Annotated in this window: 18 protein-coding genes and 2 pseudogenes; 9 read left to right on the top strand and 11 right to left on the bottom strand. The window is 58.4% G+C overall.

Features of this window, described 5'->3' with window-relative positions:
- Positions 1-15: 15 nt before the first annotated feature.
- Genes NXC14_RS22080 through NXC14_RS22065 form a run of 4 tightly spaced genes read right to left on the bottom strand, consistent with a single transcriptional unit; the run spans position 16 to position 3,742 of the window.
- The gene (locus NXC14_RS22080) at positions 16-1,023 is read right to left on the bottom strand and encodes a TRAP transporter substrate-binding protein (protein ID WP_041679384.1); all 1,008 of its coding nucleotides are present in this window, start codon (positions 1,021-1,023) and stop codon (positions 16-18) included.
- A 59-nt stretch (positions 1,024-1,082) separates the two neighbouring features.
- On the bottom strand, positions 1,083-2,120 hold the full coding sequence (locus NXC14_RS22075; RefSeq protein WP_020919312.1) for a transketolase family protein: 1,038 nt from the start codon (positions 2,118-2,120) through the stop codon (positions 1,083-1,085).
- Entirely contained in the window at positions 2,117-2,956 is an 840-nt protein-coding gene (locus NXC14_RS22070) for a transketolase (protein WP_020919311.1), read from the bottom strand. Before NXC14_RS22070 ends, NXC14_RS22075 begins: the two co-directional genes overlap by 4 nt.
- Positions 2,957-2,980: 24 nt before the next feature.
- The gene (locus NXC14_RS22065; protein WP_085780280.1) at positions 2,981-3,742 is read right to left on the bottom strand and encodes an SDR family NAD(P)-dependent oxidoreductase; all 762 of its coding nucleotides are present in this window, start codon (positions 3,740-3,742) and stop codon (positions 2,981-2,983) included.
- A 139-nt stretch (positions 3,743-3,881) separates the two neighbouring features.
- Here NXC14_RS22065 and NXC14_RS22060 point away from each other — a divergent pair, with 139 nt between their 5' ends.
- The 3 genes and pseudogenes from NXC14_RS22060 (at position 3,882) to NXC14_RS22050 (ending at position 7,170) form a co-directional block, all read left to right on the top strand.
- Positions 3,882-4,754: a LysR substrate-binding domain-containing protein gene (locus tag NXC14_RS22060; RefSeq protein WP_085780279.1), complete on the top strand. Its 873-nt coding sequence runs from the start codon at positions 3,882-3,884 to the stop codon at positions 4,752-4,754.
- Between the two features lie 53 nt (positions 4,755-4,807).
- Positions 4,808-5,110 (top strand): response regulator, encoded by a 303-nt coding sequence (locus NXC14_RS22055; protein ID WP_245362197.1) that lies wholly within the window; start codon positions 4,808-4,810, stop codon positions 5,108-5,110.
- A gap of 157 nt (positions 5,111-5,267) precedes the next feature.
- A pseudogene (locus NXC14_RS22050) lies at positions 5,268-7,170 on the top strand (potassium transporter Kup).
- Positions 7,171-7,577: 407 nt separating this feature from the next.
- Here the strand turns inward: NXC14_RS22050 and NXC14_RS22045 are convergent.
- Positions 7,578-8,135 (bottom strand): hypothetical protein, encoded by a 558-nt coding sequence (locus NXC14_RS22045; RefSeq protein ID WP_085780278.1) that lies wholly within the window; start codon positions 8,133-8,135, stop codon positions 7,578-7,580.
- Positions 8,136-8,262: 127 nt separating this feature from the next.
- On the bottom strand, positions 8,263-8,934 hold the full coding sequence (locus NXC14_RS22040; protein WP_085780277.1) for a transcriptional regulator: 672 nt from the start codon (positions 8,932-8,934) through the stop codon (positions 8,263-8,265).
- 469 nt (positions 8,935-9,403) lie between these two features.
- Here NXC14_RS22040 and NXC14_RS22035 point away from each other — a divergent pair, with 469 nt between their 5' ends.
- Together NXC14_RS22035 and NXC14_RS22030 are read left to right on the top strand one after the other, a co-directional pair.
- Positions 9,404-10,129, top strand: coding sequence for a DUF2726 domain-containing protein (locus tag NXC14_RS22035; protein WP_085780276.1), 726 nt, complete (start codon positions 9,404-9,406; stop codon positions 10,127-10,129).
- Positions 10,130-10,208: 79 nt separating this feature from the next.
- Positions 10,209-10,532 (top strand): hypothetical protein, encoded by a 324-nt coding sequence (locus NXC14_RS22030; RefSeq protein WP_348630260.1) that lies wholly within the window; start codon positions 10,209-10,211, stop codon positions 10,530-10,532.
- 382 nt (positions 10,533-10,914) lie between these two features.
- On the opposite strand, the gene NXC14_RS22025 is transcribed toward NXC14_RS22030, so the two are convergent.
- From NXC14_RS22025 to NXC14_RS22005, 5 genes are all read right to left on the bottom strand, one after another.
- Positions 10,915-11,571 (bottom strand): papain-like cysteine protease family protein, encoded by a 657-nt coding sequence (locus tag NXC14_RS22025; RefSeq protein WP_085780275.1) that lies wholly within the window; start codon positions 11,569-11,571, stop codon positions 10,915-10,917.
- Positions 11,572-11,581: 10 nt separating this feature from the next.
- Positions 11,582-12,292: a DUF4019 domain-containing protein gene (locus tag NXC14_RS22020; RefSeq protein ID WP_198175554.1), complete on the bottom strand. Its 711-nt coding sequence runs from the start codon at positions 12,290-12,292 to the stop codon at positions 11,582-11,584.
- 595 nt (positions 12,293-12,887) lie between these two features.
- Positions 12,888-13,232, bottom strand: coding sequence for a hypothetical protein (locus NXC14_RS22015; RefSeq protein WP_085780273.1), 345 nt, complete (start codon positions 13,230-13,232; stop codon positions 12,888-12,890).
- A gap of 268 nt (positions 13,233-13,500) precedes the next feature.
- Complete coding sequence (locus tag NXC14_RS22010; RefSeq protein WP_085780272.1) at positions 13,501-14,115, bottom strand: hypothetical protein; 615 nt, start codon at positions 14,113-14,115, stop codon at positions 13,501-13,503.
- Between the two features lie 62 nt (positions 14,116-14,177).
- Positions 14,178-15,647 (bottom strand): M15 family metallopeptidase, encoded by a 1,470-nt coding sequence (locus tag NXC14_RS22005; protein ID WP_085780271.1) that lies wholly within the window; start codon positions 15,645-15,647, stop codon positions 14,178-14,180.
- Positions 15,648-16,063: 416 nt separating this feature from the next.
- On the opposite strand from NXC14_RS22005, the gene NXC14_RS22000 reads away from it, so the two are divergent.
- The 4 genes and pseudogenes from NXC14_RS22000 to NXC14_RS21985 all read left to right on the top strand — a co-directional run.
- Entirely contained in the window at positions 16,064-18,169 is a 2,106-nt protein-coding gene (locus NXC14_RS22000) for a patatin-like phospholipase family protein (protein ID WP_157131462.1), read from the top strand.
- Between the two features lie 11 nt (positions 18,170-18,180).
- A complete protein-coding gene (locus NXC14_RS21995; protein WP_085780269.1) occupies positions 18,181-19,110 on the top strand; it encodes a hypothetical protein in 930 nt (309 codons plus the stop codon).
- A gap of 111 nt (positions 19,111-19,221) precedes the next feature.
- Positions 19,222-20,313 carry a DUF2252 family protein gene (locus NXC14_RS21990; protein ID WP_085780268.1) on the top strand — a complete coding sequence of 364 codons (1,092 nt, stop codon included), beginning with the start codon at positions 19,222-19,224 and terminating at the stop codon, positions 20,311-20,313.
- Between the two features lie 121 nt (positions 20,314-20,434).
- Positions 20,435-21,052: pseudogene (locus NXC14_RS21985) on the top strand (S1/P1 nuclease); the annotation flags it as partial.
- Between the last annotated feature and the right edge of the window lie 359 nt (positions 21,053-21,411).

Raw genomic sequence — 21,411 nt, 5'->3', positions numbered from 1 at the left:
TCTTGGGGAGGAGCCTCAGCCCCTCGCCGCCGCTTCCACCTGGGTGACAAAATCGCCGAACGGCTTCTTCTTCCAGGTGTCCGCGACGGAAGCGGTCGCCTTGACGAAAGCATCGTGATCGACTTCCACGACCTCGACCGCGGCGTTCTTCTTGAAGTTCTCGAGCACCTCAGCGGCCTTCTCGTTCGAGAGCTTCCGCTGCAGAGCACCCGCCTCCTTTGCCGCGGCCTTGACCGACTCTAAATCAGACCCCAAGCGGGCCTGAGCAATCTTCGACATCAGGAACGGTGTGGATTCCCATTTGTGGGCGGTCAGGCTGATGAATTTGTTGACCTCGTGAAGCTTCGAGCTTTCGATATTGGCGAGCGGATTCTCCTGCCCGTCGACAACACCTTGCTGCAGGGCGATGTAGAGCTCGCCGAAGGCGATTTGTTCGGTGCCTGCTCCCAATGCCTGGAAGATGTCGATTGTCATCGGATCGGCCGGCGTCCTGATTTTCATGCCCGCTAGGTCGGCAGGCGAAGCCACCTTCCGCTTCGAGTTCGTCAGGTGCCGGATGCCGTTGTCCCACCAGTCGAGCGGTACGACTCCGACCGCTTCGAAGCGCCGGTTGAGCTCGGCCCCCACTGGACCGTTCAGGACGGCCATCGCCTTGTCGGTGTTTTCGAACAGAAACGGCAGGCCGAGCGCGCTGAGCTCCGGAACGATCGCCGAAGTTGCGCCCTGGCTGTTGGCGGTGAAATCCAGCGCGCCTGTCCTGAGACTGGTGAGCATCGCGGAGTCGCTGCCAAGAGTCTCGGCGCCTGCGACGTTGATCTGGATACGACCTCCGGTCTTCTGCTTGACGAGTTCCGCGAACTTATCCGCGGCCACGGTTCTGGGATTGCCGGGAGCGGCGCCGTGGCCAAGGGTCAGGGTCGTGGCGGCAGCGCTGGCGGATCGGCTTGAAAGCACGATTGCCGGGGCCGCGAGCGCAGCAGTGGCAGTCGCCAGGAAAAATCTTCTGTTCATCTGCAAGCTCATTTCATCCTCCATCACAAGCTTGTTTAGACGACCGTCATCTCCTCAACCGGCCGACATCGTCAGGTCGAGAGCCAGGTCTTGACTGCCTCCGTCACCTTCCCGGTCGACAGGCCGTATTGGTCATGGAGCGTCGGCAAGGCGCCCGCCTCCAGGAACTGGTCGGGCAGGCCGATCTGGCGGAAGGCCGGCGGTGCGACGCCGGCACGCAACAACGTCCCGGCGACTGCCTCTCCAAGGCCGCCTATGACGGTGTGGTTCTCGGCCACGACCACGAGCCGCCCACCTTTGCGGCACTCGGCGACGATCGTCGCCTCATCGAGCGGCTTTATGGTCGGGACGTGCAGGACGGCAGCGTCGACGCCGTCGTTTCGAAGCTGCTTGGCAGCCTCGAGCGCGCGCATCGTCATCAGGCCCGACGAGATTATGAGAGTGTCCTTGCCATCCCGGAGGAGCTTGGCCTTCCCGAGTTCGAACTTGTAGCCGTATTCCTCCAGAACCAGCGGAACGTTGCCGCGCAGCAGGCGCATGTAGACCGGCCCCCTATGGGCGGCGATCGCCGGAACCGCCTGCTCGATCTCGCTCGCATCGCACGGATCGACGATCGTCAGGTTCGGCATGCCGCGGAACATTGCGAGATCTTCCGTCGCCTGGTGGCTCGGCCCATATCCCGTCGTCAGGCCCGGGAGGGCGCAGACGATCTTCACATCAAGCATCTCTTCGGCAATCGCCAGGCAGATGAAGTCGTAGGCCCGCCGGGACGCGAAGACGGCATATGTCGTCACCCAAGGCTGAAAGCCCTCGCGCGCCATGCCCGCCGCCGACATCATCAGCAGCTGTTCCGCCATTCCCATCTGGTAGAAGCGGTCGGGATGGGCAGCACGGAACACATGAAGGTCCGTGTATTTCGCGAGGTCGGCTGACATGCCGACAATTCGGTCGTCCTTCCGCGCCAGGGCGGCAAGCGCGTTGCCGAAGGGTGCCGGTCTCGTCGGCTGATCGGGACCGGCAATCGATGCGATCATCGCCGACGTCGTCAGGCGGGGCTTGTCGACGCCGCTTTCAAGATGCGCAGGCCGGATGTACTTCGAACGCCTCATGCTTCCACTCCCGCATCGATGATCCTGAGGGCCTCGGCCCATTCGTGGGGTTCGACGCGCAGGAAGTGGTTTCGATCGCGCGCCTCGAGGAAGGGCACCCCCTTCGCCATCTTCGTGTCGCATATGATGATGCGAGGCTTCGGCTCGGCGTGGTGACGAGCAGCGTCGAAGGCCTCGACCAGCGCGCCGATATCGTTGCCGTCGACCCGCTGCACGAACCAGCCGAAGGCTTCGAATTTGGCGGCAAGCGGTTCGAAATTGAGCACACCGATCGACGGGCCGTCGGCCTGCATCTGATTGACGTCGACGATGCCGATCAGATTGTCGAGCTTATAGGAGCCGGCCGACATCGCGGCCTCCCAGGTCGAACCTTCATCGAGTTCGCCGTCGGAAAACAGGTTGTAGACGAAAGAGGACGATTTCTTCCGCTTCAGCGCCAAGGCCATGCCGACAGCAATTCCGAGGCCATGGCCGAGCGATCCGCCGGTGATTTCCATGCCGGGCGTGTAGGCGGCCATGCCGGACATCGGCAATCGGCTGTCATCCGTGCCGTAGGTTTCCAGCTCGTCCTCGGGAATGATCTTGGCTTCGATCAGAGCTGCATAAAGCGCGATCGCATAGTGGCCGATCGACAGCAGGAACCTGTCGCGGCCGTCCCATTCCGGATCTTCCGGCCGGTAGTTCGTGGCGTGGAAGTAGGACACGGCAAGGACATCGGCGACGCCGAGCGCTTGGGCGATGTAACCCTGCCCCTGCACTTCGCCCATGCGCAGCGCGTGACGGCGGATGCGCCGGGCGCGCTCTGTCAGGCTGATATTGTGGCCAATCTGGCTCATGTGGGTCTCTCTTCGGATTGAACCTCAGTGGATCAGCATGCCGCCGTTGACGTCGATGACCGCGCCGGTGACGTAGGCCGACAGATCAGAGGCCAGGAACAGATAGATGTTCGCGACGTCGGCCGCCTCTCCGAGCCGGCTCAGAGGGATGCCCTTGATGATGTCGGCGCGCATCTCATCGGTGAGCTTGCCACCCGTGATATCCGTCTGGATGAGGCCAGGCGTGACGGAGTTGACGCGAATGCCGGCTGGACCGAATTCGCGGGCCATCGCTTTGGCAAGGCCGAGCACGCCTGCCTTGGCTGCGGAGTAATGAGGTCCGCCGAAGATGCCGCCGCCCCGCTGCGCCGACACCGAGGACATGCAGGCAATCGATCCGCCACCATTGTCGCGCATGTAGGGGATGAAGGCCTGGCTGAGGAAGAGTACCCCGGTCATGTTGACCGCGACGATCCGCTGCCAGTCGGCTTCGGTGATATCGAGCGTGCCGACCGGCTGGGTGATGCCGGCATTGTTGACGAGCGCGTTTATCGAACCGAAGGAGGCGATCACCTTGGATGCGGCCTCGGCGCAGGATGCCTTGTCGGCGACGTCGCAGCGCAATCCCACGTGGCTACCGGCCTTGACGCTGGGCAGCGACGCGGCCGCCTGCGCAGCAGCGTCAGCGTCGATATCGAGGATGGCGACGCGAGCGCCATGCTCGGCGAAAAGCTGCGCCGTCGCACGGCCGATGCCGCGCCTGCTCGCCGCGCCCGAAATGACCGCGGTCTTCCCATTGAGTAACATGTAATCTCCTCCCGATGCGTCCCAGCATCTGGCAAATCTTCGGCAAGTCAGTTGGCTTGCGGGGTCGAAACTGATCGAGTTGACGCCATTCGACAAACGCGAAGTTTACAACGGTGGGTGAATCTGGTTCACTAATCCGATGTTGCAGATGGCCTCGCTCTCCGCGGTCCGCATCTTTGAAGCCGCAGCCAGGCTGGCGTCTTTTCGCGCTGCAGCCGAGGAGCTGCACCTGTCACCCAGCGCCGTAAGTCACGCCATTGCAAAGCTCGAGCGTGACCTTGGCATATCCCTGTTTGAACGGAGCACACGCAAGGTCACCCTTACCCTCGCAGGGCAGACACTCCTCTCCCATGCATCCAACGCATTCGAAGAGCTTCGTCGCGGTGTTGAGATGATTTCATCCAACAAGACCCACCTGCTGCGGGTTCACTGCGCGCCGAGCTACGCCGCGCAGGTGCTCTCGGCACGTCTTCCCGACTTCCTGGGCAAGAACGAGGGGGTTGAGGTCCGGGTGGCGGCAAGCACAAACTATGCGCGTTTCGTGGACGGCCTCTTCGATGTCGACATCGTTTACGGCGAACCATCGAACAGAGAAGATTTGATCGTTGTGCCGCTTGGAGAAGAGATCATTTCTCCGCTGTGTTCTCCAAAGATGCCTGAACGACTGAAAAACCCGCGGGACCTGGCGCGTCTTCCCCTCATCCGCAGCGACCTGAAAAGAATTCAGTGGATCGACTGGTTCGAACTTAATAACCTCGGCCCCCCGCCCCTCCCGGCCATGAGCTTCGATAGAAGCTTTCTGGCAGTCGACGCCGCGGCAAACGGGCTGGGAGTGGCGTTGGAGTCCAACACTCTGGCAAGGCGCGAGCTGGACAGCGGGCGTCTGGTTCGCCCGTTCAGCAACAGCCGCGACAACCGCTACATCGGCCACTACCTCGCCTATCCAAAAGCCGGCAGCCAGCGGCGGCTGTCAAAGGTGTTCGCCGATTGGCTGACGTCGCAAGCTATTTGACAATAGGTTTGTTCTCTCGGCAAAGCAGGGTATTGAAGCCGCAGAGATGACTGATGGACATGGTGCAGGAAGGCGGATCCGATCCCGTCGAGGCGCGCGATGCGGACGAAGCAATCGCGATCCTGGAAGCGCGGCGGGACATTACGATCGTGTTCACCGACGCCGACTTGCCGAGATCCATGAACGGGTTGAAGCTCGCAGCCGCGATCCGCGACCGATGGCCGCCGATCGAGATCATCATCACCGCTGGACATTTCCGCCTCGATGACAGCGACATTGAGAACCGTGTTCTTTCCGAAGCCATACGATCACGAACAGGTCGTGGCGGCTTTGAGCAGGATGTCGGCCTCATGTGAGACGGTTTTCAGAGGAGCGGATTCAATCGGGCAGGATTGGCTCCTCTGGATCACAATCCGATGGTACAAACTTGTTTGACATCGTGGTGACCGCCTCGCATTTTCGAACTACTCCGTCAGCGGCGGATCGAGCGCGGCAGATACAACGCGAGGCCCTTTGACCTATCCCCAACTCAGATCACAAGATCCCGAGATCGAACATGAAACCAGTAGCCGCCTTCCTAGCCTGGTGCTCGCCGCTCTCGGGGTCGTCTATGGAGACATAGGCACCAGTCCGCTTTATGCTTTCAGGGAGGCGCTGCATGCGACGATGGGGAGCGGATCGCATAGAGAAAACGTCCTCGGTATCCTTTCCCTCATCGTCTGGGCGCTGGCGATCGTCGTGACTGTCAAGTACGTCTCCTTCGTCCTGAAGGCGGACAACCGCGGCGAAGGCGGGACGCTTTCCCTGATGACGCTCGCGAGGGAAAGCCTGTCAAGTCGGCCTGCCTGGGTTCTTGTTCTTGGCGTCGCAGGTGCCTCGCTCTTCCTCGGCGACGCCATTATCACTCCGGCCATATCGGTATTGTCTGCTGTCGAGGGCATCCAGGTGGTCGCGCCTGCACTTTCCGCCTGGATCGTCCCAATCACCTTGGCAATCATCGCGGTTCTCTTCTTCGTCCAGCGGCTTGGAACGGGCGGAGTCGCTTCCGTATTCGGTCCCGTCATGGCGCTGTGGTTCGTGGTGCTGGGCGTCAGCGGGACCGCTCACATCGTCGACTATCCGGATGTTCTCTGGGCCGTCAATCCTCTCCATGCGCTTCGCTACGCCGCTTCCAACGTCGGCACCACAATCACCGTCCTCGGCGCCGTGTTTCTTGCCGTCACGGGAGCAGAGGCGCTGTACGTCGACCTCGGCCACTTCGGTCGGCGGCCGATCGTCACCGCCTGGTTCGTGCTTGTCTTTCCGTGCCTGTTGCTCAACTACTTTGGGCAAGGCGCCTTCGTGCTGGCAAACCCCGAGATGGCAGCCCATCCTTTCTTCGGGATGCATCCCGACTGGGCGAAGATTCCGATCGTCTGCCTTGCGACCGCCGCAACCGTTATCGCCAGCCAGGCGGTGATATCAGGCGCGTATTCCCTCGTGCGCCAGGCGATGCACCTGAACCTGCTCCCGCGCCTCCAGATCCTCCACACTTCGGAAACCCAGTCCGGGCAGATTTTCATGCCGCAGGTCAACTCGCTCCTCTTCATCTTCGTGGTCGCACTGGTGCTCCAGTTCCGCAATTCGAGCGGCCTCTCCGCGGCTTATGGCATAGCGGTCACCGGTGAGATGCTGATCACATCGGTGCTGCTCTATGTCGTCATGCGGCGCATCTGGAACTGGAAAACTATCATCGCCACAGCGGTGGTGCTGCCGCTTGTGATCATCGACGCCGGTTTCCTTGCCGCCAACGTCGCCAAGTTCGCGGACGGCGGCTGGGTGCCGGTCGCGGTCGCCTGTACGATGGGACTGATCATGCAGACGTGGATGTCGGGACGCCGGCTGCTTGCCGCCCGCACGAAGATGGACGAGATTCCCCTGGCTGCGATCATCGACAAGCTGGCCCAGAAACAACCGCCAACCGTGCCGGGGACCGCGATATTCCTGACGAGCGACATCGAGGGCGCGCCGACTGCCCTCCTCCACAGTCTGAAGCACTACAAGGTTCTTCACGAACACAACGTCATCCTCAGCGTGGTGACAGCGGCGACCCCCTTCGTTCCCGATGACGAGAAAATCTTCCTGGAGAGCTTCAATCCGCGCTTCAGCCGCTTGATCATAACGTTCGGCTACATGGAGACGCCGAACATCCCGCGCGCGCTCGTCCTAGTGCGCAAACTTGGCCTGAAATTTGACATCATGTCGACGTCCTTCTTCCTCTCGCGCCGGACGATCCTTCCCTCGAAGCGGCGCGGCATGCCGTTCTGGCAGGACCGGCTATTCATCGCGCTAGCGCCAGAACGCCGGGAACGCGACAGACTATTTCGGGCTCCCAACCGGCCGGGTGGTCGAACTCGGCCTCCAGACGACAATCTGACCCGCGACGGCGTCAGCGCTGCTTCATTAGGAAACGTTTTCTGATCCGTCGTCTATCTCGTCGTCCTGCTGCTCGCCGACTCCAATCGTGCCTTTCGTCGCCGAGGTCAGGCTCGGTGGCGAACCTCTCGGCAATCTCCGCCGTCTGGACATGGCACGCCGCCCGTATGGTCAGCACACCCCCTATTTCGAATGCGCTGAACATGACGTCTGCTCGCTGCCGCACGCCTGCAATCCCTTACATGTTTGGTTCGGACTGCAATGAAGGGGTGATCTTCCCGCGCTTTTGGCAATAGATGACTTCCTGATCCACATCATGTATCGAGTCCTTCATGCCCACTCCTATTGCTATTCCAAGGTCCTTCGAGGCTCTTGTCGCCGCTGGGTGAAGGTTCAGTTGGCAGGTCATCACCGTTCAAACCGCTCCAGCATTTTTCTCAGCTGTTCGTTCTGGAGCTTTAGCCTTCTGGCGAGCTGCCCCCTGAGCAGCCTGATCTCTTCATCCAGTTTCATCTCGTTTGCGGTGTCGCTGACCTGGGCGGCCTGGGGAGTGTTTGGAACGGCTACCGCATTCTTGCCGCGATTTCTTTGATTGCGCGGCGCGACCTCGACAGCCTGAATGTCCACAACACCAAGCGCAGCGATGATGTCCGTACCTGTCTCGCCGGAAAGAGCTGGATGAACAGCCTGCACGGCTCCGGCATCTTCGATTTCGACTTTATCCTGGCGATCGTTTTTGGCTTCTTCGGAACGCACAGGCTCTGCGGAAATTGAAGCGGATCGATCGTGGTGCGTCGCATCGCTTGTCGGTCGGCCGTCGCTATTCAGGTTCTCCTCGGCAGGCGCTTCAATCGGACCGGCAATAGCCAACGGGTCCGCGGCAACCCTCTTGGTCGAGCCGCCTTCTCTCCTTTGTTCGCGTCCCGGTGAGATCAGTCGAGAAAGAAATTTCCAGGGAGACGCCATCTATCTGACCTCGCGTTTAACCCGCAAGCAGGCAGTGAGTTTTGGTTCCGGCAACGGCATCTTCGCTGCCAAACTGTATGTCTTGATAAGCATAGCAATGCAGCCGGCGATTGACCGGCTACTCATATCAGTCGAGCTTGAGCCGTTTGCGCAGATCGGCATTCTCTGCACGAAGCTTTTCAGCCAGAAGCTTGCGCAGTCGCTGATTTTCCTCTTCCAACTGCAAGAGATCCGCCATCTCATCGATCGCCGTCATCGGCGCGGCCAAGGTGGTCTGTGCGGGCTTTGGAGCACGGCTAACACGCGTACGTTTAGTACTTGACGCAGCTTCGATCACCTTTGCCTTGCGCCCTCTCCTCTTCCCGCCACCGGCGCCGGTCAGCGCCGTTGCCGGCTCTGCAGTAGCGTCAGCTGACGAGGTCTCAAGTGCCGCCGCTTTCTTGGCGCGGGGTTTGCGCTGTTTCTTCGGCGCAGCGGGTGTTTCAACAACGGTCGGTCCATCGGCCTTGGTTGCCGTATCAGTCTCGTCGGCCATGCTCATCTCCTGTGTATCTGATACAGTTGTTGACGCCCCAAGAGACGGTGTCAACAACGACTTGCCGTCAGGTTCCGGGAAAGACGTTTCGCCGTCAGATTTGCCACGCTGAGAGCTATTTGATGGATGCGGCGATGTCTCTTCTTCTAGGTCGCGAGCGACTGACTTTAGATCCATGTTGCCCCAGATCGAGTTCGACTTGGGATCGAGTTTTCGCCTGCCGTTCTTGTACTCGACGGCAAAACTGCGTTGCGCTTTTTTCAATATGAGAGGCCTTGGGATAATAAGGGATGATTTGGTGATGTACGGTTACATGAATAGCGCCTACCGGACTACCGGTCTATGGGCATATCAGATCGATCGCACCATTCCGGGAGGAGAATTGGTGGCCAATCGAATGGGCCGAGGGCCGTCTATGCGCTCAAAGCCCTTGAAAGAAATCGGCACCAGAAGTTCGTGCCGAGACATTTTTCACAGGGTTCCCGACGATCCATTATGCGATCTTCCTGGCCCAGAACGTGAACACCATAGCAACAAGCCGGCCGCTGACCTCGAAAGCTCTCGCCATGCCAGGGAGGCAGGAACGTTCTGGGCCGAGGCGGATGTAGGCTGACTGCTAGAAATATCGGTTACTCGAGGGAAGCTTCATGCCTTCGAGACCTCATTCTTTTGGATAACTTTCCGCGCGCCGTAAAGGCGTCATACTATCTTGGCGGGGAATCCGGAGCGGGACATGCAATATCGCCAAAGGTCGGTGCTGTCTGCGGCACCTTGGCTGATCATCGGAGCTGCCGCAGTCAGCGCTTCGGGCGGCATAACCATTGCAGACTTCGAAAAGCCCGAACTGCTAATCGCCGCGCTGTTCGTGGGTATTATCATCGGCATGGCCGTTGAGCAGTTTCTAACCGCGACGAGCAGACAGGCGTGGCCAGAGAGAAACAGGTCGCAATCAGAGGAAAGGCGCTGGAGCGGGCGCGTCATACAGGGCCCCTGGCTTCAGACCCCAGCTGCTCAGCCATCGCGGCCAATCGATGCCACGGATCAACTGCGTATCGTGATGCGCTCGAAGTTTACCATCCAGCCATTGCTGAGCAAGAGTGAAGCCCGGGTGTTTCGGGAACTCGACAGCGTTGTAATCGGCTGCAATCCGTCATGGCAGGTGATGGCTCAGGTTTCATTAGGCGAGATCCTGCGAAGTGCGGACCCGGAGGCCTACAGTTGCATCAATTCCAAACGTGTCGACTTGCTCCTTGTCGACGGCAATTGCCAGCCGCGGCACGTCATCGAATACCAGGGCGGAGCTCACCATCAAGGCACCGCGGCGGCGCGTGACGCGGTCAAGAAGGAGGCGCTGCGCCGCGCCGGCATCGGCTATTATGAAGTGGTGGCTGGCCAAACCACGCCATCGGAACTCAGGCAGTTGGTCGAAAAGCTGGTGGACAAACCGAGTGTGACCTAAAGCGATCTCATCACGAACGCATGCGCGGTTGGACCCCTTCGCCTGGAGGAATAGATCGCCTTGTTGAGGGGCACCCGCGATGTTGTCCGATTTTGAAGCGGTGCGGCAGAACCTGTTTCCGGCCGGTATCGCAGCTATCGAGGATTGGGAAACTTTCGCCTGGCACCGTGACCCAACCAACAAAATTCAGGCCCATAAAGTGCACTCGTCGGAAGCTATTGCAATCGATGATTTCGGCACCCTCAAGATGAGTACAGATCGCGACCGTATCCTCGACGCTATGGCCGGGCGTGTGGGCGTGGCGCCAGGTGACCCAGGGGCAATAACACTCGAGTGGACGGATGCTGATCGGCTTCTAGGAGACGCGACTGTCAGTAGTTTCGCAGCGCTTGTTGTCAACTGATTGGCAGCTGCTTTGAGCTTCGCAATTGCGATAGGATCCGTGGCTTAGGATAGCGCGGCAGCATAATTGGATAGCGCCTTCAGGAAAGCAACTTGCTCCGCTAGATGCCGTTGAGGAGAATCGGTTCGTAGCGGCGCGACAGCGTAGCTCTGAGACCGGAGATAGCGACAGGCATTGAGTTCTGTTGCGTAGGCGAGTGCAAGTTCATCCTCGAGATGGCTTGTCTCCCCTACAACCGACACCGCGTTTGTTGTCGCTTCTCCAAAAGACGCAACCTCGACTGTATTGGGCGTCGCCGCACATCCCCCAACAATTATCAATAGTGAAATGGCCGCCGAGCGATACCACATCGTCCGACCCCTGAGGGTTCCCCCAATTTCATTCACACCTCCTCAATTCGAGGCAGTGCCAAGTATCGAAGCGCACCGCCCATGTGCATCGGCACCATTTCAGCCGGGCCCTGAGCTCCGCGTGCGCCCATGCCCGGGTAAGGGTCCAGCAAACCTACATTGACGACAGTTGGCTCCGGCGACGTCGGCATGTATGCTGCCGAAACCAGCACCATGGCATGGGAGACATTACCCATGAGCAGTGGGCGCTCCGATGAAAGTGCGTCGACTATCATCGAGTTGGTAATACCAAGTGTGCCGGTATCAACATCGTAAACGCCCTCGAGTTCGGCCGAGAAAGTGCGCCCGTCGTCATCGGTCCATTCCTTGCTGAGCTGCGCTGAAATCAGCGTTCCATTGGCCGGTAAATTCAGCGGCGAGCCAAACGCTTCGCTGACAATTCGCTGCTGACTGACGGAATAACCATAATAGCTAAAGATCATCGAGATGGATGCTGCCCAGCACCACATGCTCGATGTCTGGTTGTGATACGTATGTACAAACGCAGGCGGGGCTATACCTGCTTCGCACAATTGTCCGGTGAAATTCGGCGCGCCAACACACTGCTGATACGCGCGCGCGGCTGGCACATCCAGATGTCCACCCACCAAACATGCCAGACCACCTTTCACGAACGTTCTCCTGTCCATGGCTAAATCCTCAACAATCGATTGTCGTAGGGGAAATCAGGTGGCTGAAGACTTTCCAGATCAGATCCTGGGTAGCCCGCACGGTGACGGCTTCAAGTCGACACTTGCCGCCGTCGTTCGCAAATTTAGTGCGATAATTCAGCACTCGATACAGGCCGAGCGGGTATCCAGGCGGCGATTCAGCTCCACCGGTGCCCATCAGTTTACGTGATTGGACCTGGCCGAGGCGCGTCACGAAGTCCTTATACATCCGCTCCATATCGTCCCGGGATCCTATCACGATACCCTTGGCGGCGTCGTCCAGCTCGGACCATGCCTGCGTTATGTTTCCGGAGTCGGACGCAGCCAGATACGACAGTGCGATAGGCTCAGGCGATGCGGCGGGCGGAACGAATTTGACCGTAGCGCCTTCGATTGTCGGCCGGAACAGGAAAACCAAAACAAAAAGAGCCAAGGCGCCCCCTGCCCGTATCGCAGGCACACCTCCCGGACCTTTCCACTCAATGCCAAGAACACCCGGTAAGATGGCGCCAACACCAGCCGCGGCCAAACCAAGCACCACAACAAATGTAAACAATTGGCTGGGTGTCGGATTGGGGTACTGTGTGGCGAAAACCAGCATCACGGCCACAAACGTGACTCCGAATGCAAATCCCAGTAGGTTGTTGATGTTGATCTGCCCGACAAGCAATTTCCGGCGTGCGGACGTTCTTGAATTCATGCCAATTCCCCCAGATCTGATCCAGCTTCGCCAAATCTCGATTTCGAGTTTCCCCATCCACCCGGCGACACCATCCCCCGCAGATGGTTACCCCTCTAATTTCAGTCGGATGCTGCATAGCCCCATGAGCCACATCACCTCCTGCCCATGAACCCGTTGTTCCGCACCTGATACCCGCCGTTACGGTGATACCGTCCGGCTTCAACGAGACAGCTCAGCCATGTCACTCGCGGCGCAAAAGCAGTCCCAGTCCTGGCTCGACCAGGACACAGAAACGCCGCTCGGCTCGACATTGCTGAAACCTGTCGCATCAACGAATTTCTGACGCGTCAATCTAGATTTTCAGGCAAACACCCCTCATCTCTCAACAAAATCGCCAAGAGCACCCCAGACATCCTTAACCTATTACTTAATAATGCCTTTTTGTATTCAGCAGTCAACTGCTGCGGGAAATTTTCTTTAGCGCGAACTTCGACGACAGGTAGAGCGCCAAAACAATCCTTAAAGAATATTCGTTCAGTTCGGATGGTGCGGTATCACCGCTCGCGCAAGCTATCGTGCATCGCCTTAGTAAGTGGTTCAAAGAAGTAGCTGATCAACCGCGTTCGCCGGTAGTCACATCAACCGTTGACGTCATGCCGGCGGCCAGCCTGACGTCCCGCGCCGACGGCTGTGAAGGGATGGCCGTCAGCTTCAGGCGGGTGACCATTCTTGGGGAGAAATAGAAGCTTTCCGCGCGGGTTTCGACGATCTGAAGAAGGCAATACTGGCAGGACAAATCAAACCGGCAGAAGAGGCTCTCGCCGCATTCCGTCGGACGGTTCTCGTATGCCCAGACCTTATTACGTCCGACAAAATGCGCCTGCCGGCGAAGGCGAAAGAGCTGGTCGAGACGGCGTTCGCTGGCGGTATGGTGTCGGCCGATCGCCAGAAAAAGCAATCGCTAGAGCGTCTGTCAGTTACGGATCTCGATTTGTACAAATGAAGTGAAGTCCAAAATCATACTGCCAGATGGGGGAGGTGTAACTGTTGCAGACTTCGAAAAGCCGGAACTGTTCGTCGCCGGGCTGTTTGTCGGCATTATCATCAGCATTGCCGTTGAGCAGCTCCTAACGAGGACAAGCAACCAGGCGCGGCGGGAAAAAACAGGTCCTGCTGGGAGGAAAGGCTCTACCCTCGTCGGTGCTATGAGATGAGCTAAGGACAACTCACAGAGAACACCGTTGGTCTTCATCTGAAAGACCGCAAACGAACCCGTAGAGAGAGAAGTTTAGCTCATCAACCGCCGTCTCTAAGCTCCCGATACTGGAGTCGGGCGAGAGTTTGCACTCTATGTTCGATGAAGGGTGCCGGATACGTTCCAGGCAATAATGAATCGTTCCGAATTTCGGTTGGATGCTCCCTTCAAATACCTCGCCCTTGCCAAGATAGTAGCGGTTCAATCCTACGATGTTGATCATCAGATTCTCATTCCAGGCGTCGACCGTTGTCAGGTAAGCGTCCCACGTTTTGTCTTTTTCACTCTGATCGTAGCTATATTTTTCAGTAAGAATGACACGCCGCGTCCAGAACAGTCTCTTCCATGCGAGACGGGTTAAGGCTCGTGAAAATTCGCCTCGTTTGTCATCTTCTGCGAGTTGCAATGCATTTTTCTTAAGGCCTGCCCAGACGAGCAGTTTATCGACGGAATCGGTTGTTGATGCGCTAACCGTTAGGGCACCGGCCAGGGCGCCAAACGCTAGAATGAGGGTCGAACCTCGCACCCTCTCAACGAAATTCGTGGCCTTTGGCTTTCGAGCGCGAAGAACGTTTCTACCAGCCATTTTCCCTCCCCCAAGAAAATCTAGCCTTCAATAATTGAAACACTTCACAGTGGCGTCGGCGGTCACGCGTTGTGCAGCCCGAGCGCCGCCCAGCCCCGCTCATAGGCATCCTTGAACCGGTCAAAGCCGTGCGTGCCGCCGTTGACGAGGCGACGCGCCGCATAGAGGTCATTGCTGGCAAGCGCGCCACGAACACGATTTTCGGCGTTGCTCAGGAATTGCGCAAGAATGAGCCCGGCCGTCGCCGGGTCGTTGGCGTGGCCTGGGTCAGCAATTAGATCGACGCCGATCTGATCTCCAATACGGCGATAATTAGCCCGACCCGTCAGTTGGACATATCCCCGACCCTTAAATCGTGGACCGTCCCCAGCCACGTTGTTGCCAAGCCTGCCCTCATAGAGATCAAATGGCGTATGGAGCGTGTTGTATTTACTGATTCCCTCAGAGATCGGCAGAAATCCTTCCGTTTCCGCCCTTATGGTCGCAAGTGCCATCAGCACCATCGTCGCGTCCGCGATCTGGCGGGAACGCAGGCCCATAAGGACGAAGGGAAGATTTGCTGCAATATTGGCTTTCGGTGTCTGGGGAAACATCCTAGAGACCAAGTCAGTTGAAAAATCCCTGCTCTGATCGATAGCATTGACCGCCGCTGCTGGTTCCGCCGAAGCGTCGGCGCGCTTCAAATAGCTATAAAAAACATAGCCGTCCGCTTGCCCGTCGCCTTGAAGATCGACCAGCGCCCAATCACCATCACGTCTCAAGACTTTTAGTAATGTCCCTGTCGGCAGCGTCCTTGCGACGTCGCCGCTCTCGCTGGGCGTTGAGCGCAGTCTAAGCCCGCCGCGCGCAATGACGACGAACGAATCGTCGGATGAGCCGATTGCTGATTGAGGCGGCATCACGATCGCGCCCGCTCCAATGGTCGGCAACAATGGCAATGCGGGATCTGCACCGTCTGCAGCGGCTGAGAAAAGGCCGGAGGTTGGCCATCCGCGAACCGTGTCATGATCGATGCCAGCTGCAAGTTCCTCCGGGGACAGGTCCAACTCGAAATGCATGCAGTCCTTGGCCGTGTTATAGTGCCCACCCCAGTTGAAAACCTGTACCCCGTTCTTCGTCTTTATCGCCAGCACATCATCGATCATTTCAACAGTCATGTCGGTATCGGCGATATGAGCCTTGACATCAAGGGCACGCAACTCCTGCGTCGGCTTGTCTGAGAAGCGGACCTGCCGTTTATCGGGCGTCTTCATGTAGGGATTGGTCTTCCAATTAACGTCCAAGGCAATACCAAACGAGTGAAGGCTCGGGCCGGTCCCTCCTGTGATCTCCCGACAGTTGTAGCTATCGGTATCGTCAGTTCGGATCCTGTACTGATGCGCTTCGAGCACTGCCGAAAGCGCGTCCCAGGCAGCTGTCGTCGGCGGAGCGACCCGAATCCGGTCAGGACCAAACGGTATAACGACCATCTTGTGTTCGTCGCATCGAAACTGTGCCCATAATTCTCTGAGCTGCGCAGTGGTCTTTCCCATGTTACTCCCCCCCTACACGCAGTAATATTTCCTCAAGATCAATAATGACGCCCCCAAAGATGTGGGTTCTAGCAGTTTCGACTGCTTATCGCCCTTGCCCATCAGCCGGGGCAGGTAATGCCTCGCGCCGAGCACCGCGCCGACAGCTGCGCCGGGAACAGGCGGACGAAGTCGTTTCGTCCTCTTGGGCTGCAGATAAACATCCTACGATGCCATTTTAAATTGTAAATTCGCCTTAGTGAGATGGGCTAACGAATAGCGCTACTACTAATGATGTAAACAAATAGATGAGCCCATAAGGTTGTACTCCGTTTTTATGAGATAATGAGCACTAAACTTTAATATGCATTTCTGCCGAAGTTCGCTTTATTAGGGTTACAAGTTATGAATCCAAGTGCCTTTAGTGTCACTTCGGAATGAACCTTCCGCATTCCGTGTACTGGTGTCCGGAGAAAACTATGGCTACCGAAAGCCAGCAGGAATTTCAGATTGGCCTAGCTATGGCTGGCGCGATTTCTGCAGGCGCCTATTCCGCCGGCGTATTCGATTTTTTGGTCCAGGCGCTTGAAGCTTGGGAGGCGGCCAGAAACGATCCAAATTGCGTGCAGATCATTCCAAATCATCGCGCCGCTATCAAGGTCATCACCGGCGCTTCTGCCGGTGCGATCACAGGAGCGTTGGGCGCTGTTGCTCTCGCGGGTGGCGTCCAACCGACGCCTGCCGATCGGGAGGGAAACTCGAAGCAGAAGTACAAATTTCTGCTGCCGAACCTCTATGATGCCTGGGTGGTCCGCCCGCAAATGCTTTCGTCGGCGGGGCAATCGGACTTTCTCAATACGAGCGATCTTGAGAACGGTGCCGATGTCATTTCCGCCCTGAACAGCAAGGTGCTGATATCCATCAAGGACGCTGCGCTAAAGGTTAAGGCGATTGCAGATCCCTATCCCTATATTTCTTCCAAGCTCGACATATACCTGACAATTTCCAACCTGCGTGGCGTGCCGTACTCGGTGAATTTCACCGGCGGCGATTATGGCATGATGAGCCACGGTGACCGAATTCACTACCGCGTGCTCGGACTGGGGAACTGGAACAGCACGAGCGCCTTTGCCGACACAGACACCGGCCGTGTGCTCAAGGTTAAGAACCTGCTCGTCGATGGACAGCCGAGCGGAGACTGGAATGACTACTCACTAGGCGCGGTAGCGTCGGCAGCCTTCCCGCTGGGCCTTGCAGCGCGCGAATGGAGCGCTCGCGTTGACGACTACACGGGCCGCAACTGGCCGCTTGCCGACGCCGGCTATGTCAAGGAACGCATGACACCTGCATGGCCGAAAGGCTGGACAGGGGAACGGTTGTTTCCTTTTACGACAGTCGATGGCGGACTGATCAACAACGAGCCATTTGAATTCGCGCGGTACTGCCTCATGGAGAAGCCGGGCAAACCCAACCCGCGCAGCGGCGAGGACGCCGATCGCGCTGTAATAATGATCGATCCTTTCCCCGAGCCGCCTCCGTTTCCGCCTGATGGCCAGCCGGGGGGCGACCTGATGAGCGTCCTGATGGCGCTTCTTCCCGCCCTGCGGGCCCAGACACAGTTCAAACCTTCGGAGGTGGCGGTTGCCGCAACCGACGGCATATTCAGCCGCTTCCTGATCTGCCCGCATCGGGTCCCACCCGGTGGACTTGAGGAGCCCTATGCTATCGCATCCGGGTTGCTGGGCGGCTTCGGCGGCTTTCTCGCACGCACCTTTCGCGAACACGACTACCAGCTTGGCCGACGCAATTGCCAGAAATTCCTAAAGGACTCATTTGTCCTCTATGGCGAAAATAAGATTATAATATCCTGGCCGGCGGCCGCTCGCGATAGCACCGTGTTCCGTGGGCGTGACATCGATGGCCGGGCGACGTTCCAGATCATCCCTCTTCTTGGCGATGCGGCCGAGGAGGTACCCTATCCTGAATGGCCGCGCATCGATGAGACAAATTTCCAGGAACTGCAGAGTGCGATCGAGCGACGCATTGAAAAGCTCGCGGGCGCGCTCATCGCCCAGAAGGGACCGAGCTGGCTATTACGCCGTCTGATGGAGATTGGTCTGCATTTCGGGAAAAAGCGCGTCTTCACCTTCGTCAGGCTTGCGATTCTGTCTGATCTCGTCCGCCGCGATCAACTGAGCGAATGGGTTCTGCCGAAGTCCTGGAAGCGGCCTGCAAACGCCACCGACACCGAAGTCCGGCTGGTTGTCGCCGCGCTACTCAATCCGGCATTCGACTTCAGAAACGAGGCGGGCCTTGCCAAAGCGACGGGCCTCGAAATCGGCAAGGTTCGCGAGATACTCGCGGCTTGCCAGGCAGAGACGGCCGCGCGCTTCTTCGTTTGGCGTGCGCCCTGGACCGACCGAGCGGGAGATCCCGTCTACACGCTGGCATCTCGAAAGCCGGCTGCGATCTGGCGGGTGCCGGGTTTGCGCCAGATCGGCAACTGGGTCACCGCTCCGGCGATCGACCCGCCTGGGATATGATGGAGAACGATATGTTGAGCTCGGCAGCGCTCGATGTTGGTATCGGACTTGCTCTCATGTATCTGCTCCTGGCGCTCGTGTGCAGCGTGGTCCAAGAGCTCATCGCCAATATCACCAGCTGGCGCGGCCGCCACCTGCTTCAAAGCATCAAAAGGATGCTCAATGACCCAACCATGTCGGGGCTTGCTAAGCGCGTCTATGCTGAGCCACGGATCAAGAATCTCACCCTGCCGGGAAAGCTTCCGAGCTACATTTCATCGAAAGCCTTCGCGAAGGCGCTCGTCGACATCGTAACGGAGGAAGGCACCCTCACGTCCTCTTCCGTCGACGGTCCGCTCGGCCCCTTCTTGCGTGAGGCGCAAGGCGATGTGGAAAAACTGCGAGCCGCCCTGGAGGAGTGGTTCGACAATGCGATGGACCGCTTCGGAGGCTGGTACAAGAGAAACGTGCAACTCGTCATACTGGCGATAGCCGCCGTCGTAACGGTTGGGGTGAACGCGAACACGATTGAGGTTGCCCGACAAATCTGGGCTCAGCCTGCCTTGCGCGCGGCAATATCGGCCCAGGCGGCCCGGTTCGAGGCATCCTACGAGACTCGCTCGGAAGTGGACGGTCATGACGCTGGAGACTTCAACATCGACGGTCTTATGAACGAGCTAGACCAGACCCTTCCGATCGGCTGGACTAGTGCGGAAATCGATCTGCTTTTTCACGATCCCTCAGCTACTGGCGGCGTTGGTGACCGACGGCAGACGACGGCGCTGGCCTGGCATCAACGAGCCTGGAACTGGAGCGAACATATCGTGGGATGGGCGCTGACAGTTTTCGCCCTCTCACTGGGCGCGCAATTCTGGTTCGACACTCTTGGCAAGGCGCTAGGCCTGCGGGCGGCTGGTCCGAAGCCGACGCAAAACCCGGAGCAGCCTAGTGTAGCCGATTGAGTCCTGGTCAAGATCGTCGCGCACCGGGATTGAGCAGGCAAGGACAGATCGAGACCTCGGCTGCGATGTCCGTGGTTTCGTGCGAGCAGCCAATCCTGAGGAGAGACGTCAATGTCGGTCGTAAGGGACGTAGAGCGATTCGAAGCTTGGCTGAGAAGCCAGTGCGAGGTCGACGAGAAGGGCCTGCAGAAAAAACATAGTCGCATGGCGCGCAATGCTTTCCGGTTCTTCCGCGCGACATGTTTCCGCTTTGCCCGCAAGGCGCAGGATCGATTTCCGGATCTGGCGCGTGCGCCGAGGGTTCTCGGCGTGGGTGATGCGCACATCGAGAACTGGGGTACGTGGCGTGACGCCGAGGGCCGGCTAGTGTGGGGTGTCAACGATTTCGACGAAGCAGCCGTCCTGCCCTACACCTACGATCTGCTGCAGCTGGCGACCAGTGCGCGCCTAGCGCAGGACATACCGGGTTCGAATGGGGAGCGGGCAGACGCGATTCTTGTGGGCTACCGACGCGGTCTGCGTGCGCCGGCTCCCTGTTTTGTCGATGACGAAACGCCATGGCTTGAATTCTTGACGACGCGACCGACCAACAGCCCCGGGGCTTTCAAATCCGAGCTGGCGACTCTTCAGCCCGTGGTCCCGCCGCCGGCGGTGGAAAGACTTTTGCGGGGAAAATTGCCCAACAAGGCAATGGACGTGGAATTTGGAACCTGGCTGCGCGGTGGTGGCGCCCTCGGGCGTCCTCGCTACGTGGCGGTGGGCAAGTGGCTTGGGGGCCTGGCGGTGCGCGAGGCAAAGGCACTTGTCCCCTCCGCCTGGTACTGGGCTGCCGGCGTCGCCGGCAAGAAGCCCGACTTCATGCGCCTAGCAAGGGGACCGTATCGCTCTCCCGACCCGTTCCTTACAGTTCATGCTGGCTACGTCGTTCGTCGGATTGCAGCAGATTCGGCCAAGATCGATCTTGGCTCGGATTACGCCCGCGCTTACGGCCTCGAATTGCTTGCCGCGATGGGCGCTGACATTGCCGCGATCCACGTGGCGCGCGCCGAAGACGCGCCGCGGATTCTAGACGACCTCGCAACTCGTAACGACGATTGGCTCCATGTGACGGCCCGCAAGGCCGCGCAGGAGGTACGAGAGGACTACGAAGACTGGAAAATCGCCTACGAGCGTTCGCTGCTGCAAGCTGGCGCCACGCGATAGCGATGGAGGGGAACATGCGACGACGCGTTGCTTTTGAGGCGCCAGATGAGGAGGTGCGGATGGAAAACTACGCGAAGCGAAAAGGGTAAACTGCGAGGCTGAGCGCGGATGCCACGCTCCTTATCACTGTACCGACATTGCCATCCAGTGCGATCACTACGATCGGGCCTATCACGGCACAAACCAACACAACATCATCGGTGCGATTAACGCGGCGATCTATGTCCTGCAGGGCAAGCCGAGTCCGGCACCGTTTTCGATCAAGGACAAGAAGGAGGCGTTGTTCATGCTTGCTCACCTGATTGGAGACCTGCATCAGCCGCTTCACGTGGGATCGGTGTACCTCGACCAGACGGGCCACAAAGTGGATCCAGACACTGGCAAATACGATCCCGCGACCGAGACGGTCGGGGGGAATTCCATTCTCGACGGAAACAAGAAGTTTCATTCTGAGTGGGACGCCATTCCCAATTATAGCTCCGACACGGTCGACGCGATCATAGCTGAAGCGAGAGCGGTGCCCGCAACCAATGGATCTGTCGATGATTGGGCTTTGGCATGGGCAAGCGATACCATCGTACAGAGCCAGAAGGCGTTCGAACATGCGACTTTCAGCCCCGAGAATGCTGATCACCAATGGCACGTCACTTCCCTGATGTTGCCGCCCATCTGGAGGAGGAGAACGCTGAGAAGCGGGTACAACTCGCTAAGGCGGGAGCCCACCTTGCTCAGCTTTTGAACGCAATATGGCCTTAGGTATGGCCGAAAGATTCATCATGTTGAAGCAAAGCCGCCGCCCCAGATGGCTGCACCACCAGCCTTGCCGGGTCAAGCATTGCACACGACCGACAACTGACGCAGGCGGTCCCTACCATCGTCGACCCAGTAGATAAAGAGTAGATGCAATCCTTCTTGCGATGGAATGCAAATTCAGGTAGTATTAGAATGTACTGTTGGAGGCAGAGATGATAAGGATTTCTATTATACTCACTTTTATCGTGGCCATGACAGCCTTCGTGCTACCTCCGGCGCCCGTTTTGTCGGCGGGGCCCTGCGCAACTAACGCACGTGTGTGTTGAGCATCGAAAAAGCCTTCGC

The organism is Rhizobium sp. NXC14 (genome assembly GCF_002117485.1).
Lineage (GTDB): Bacteria > Pseudomonadota > Alphaproteobacteria > Rhizobiales > Rhizobiaceae > Rhizobium.
The sequence above is the reverse complement of the archived record's forward strand: the minus strand, read 5'-3'. Positions and strand labels throughout refer to the sequence as shown.

Excerpts from the sequence above, each read along its gene's own strand:
- NXC14_RS22080 (WP_041679384.1), bottom strand. The coding sequence starts at position 1,023 with ATGAGCTTGCAGATGAACAGAAGATTTTTCCTGGCGACTGCCACTGCT.
- NXC14_RS22075 (WP_020919312.1), bottom strand. The coding sequence starts at position 2,120 with ATGAGGCGTTCGAAGTACATCCGGCCTGCGCATCTTGAAAGCGGCGTC.
- NXC14_RS22070 (WP_020919311.1), bottom strand. The coding sequence starts at position 2,956 with ATGAGCCAGATTGGCCACAATATCAGCCTGACAGAGCGCGCCCGGCGC.
- NXC14_RS22065 (WP_085780280.1), bottom strand. The coding sequence starts at position 3,742 with ATGTTACTCAATGGGAAGACCGCGGTCATTTCGGGCGCGGCGAGCAGG.
- NXC14_RS22060 (WP_085780279.1), top strand. The coding sequence starts at position 3,882 with ATGTTGCAGATGGCCTCGCTCTCCGCGGTCCGCATCTTTGAAGCCGCA.
- NXC14_RS22055 (WP_245362197.1), top strand. The coding sequence starts at position 4,808 with ATGGACATGGTGCAGGAAGGCGGATCCGATCCCGTCGAGGCGCGCGAT.
- NXC14_RS22045 (WP_085780278.1), bottom strand. The coding sequence starts at position 8,135 with ATGGCGTCTCCCTGGAAATTTCTTTCTCGACTGATCTCACCGGGACGC.
- NXC14_RS22035 (WP_085780276.1), top strand. The coding sequence starts at position 9,404 with ATGCAATATCGCCAAAGGTCGGTGCTGTCTGCGGCACCTTGGCTGATC.
- NXC14_RS22030 (WP_348630260.1), top strand. The coding sequence starts at position 10,209 with ATGTTGTCCGATTTTGAAGCGGTGCGGCAGAACCTGTTTCCGGCCGGT.
- NXC14_RS22025 (WP_085780275.1), bottom strand. The coding sequence starts at position 11,571 with ATGGACAGGAGAACGTTCGTGAAAGGTGGTCTGGCATGTTTGGTGGGT.
- NXC14_RS22020 (WP_198175554.1), bottom strand. The coding sequence starts at position 12,292 with ATGAATTCAAGAACGTCCGCACGCCGGAAATTGCTTGTCGGGCAGATC.
- NXC14_RS22010 (WP_085780272.1), bottom strand. The coding sequence starts at position 14,115 with ATGGCTGGTAGAAACGTTCTTCGCGCTCGAAAGCCAAAGGCCACGAAT.
- NXC14_RS22005 (WP_085780271.1), bottom strand. The coding sequence starts at position 15,647 with ATGGGAAAGACCACTGCGCAGCTCAGAGAATTATGGGCACAGTTTCGA.
- NXC14_RS22000 (WP_157131462.1), top strand. The coding sequence starts at position 16,064 with ATGAACCTTCCGCATTCCGTGTACTGGTGTCCGGAGAAAACTATGGCT.
- NXC14_RS21995 (WP_085780269.1), top strand. The coding sequence starts at position 18,181 with ATGTTGAGCTCGGCAGCGCTCGATGTTGGTATCGGACTTGCTCTCATG.
- NXC14_RS21990 (WP_085780268.1), top strand. The coding sequence starts at position 19,222 with ATGTCGGTCGTAAGGGACGTAGAGCGATTCGAAGCTTGGCTGAGAAGC.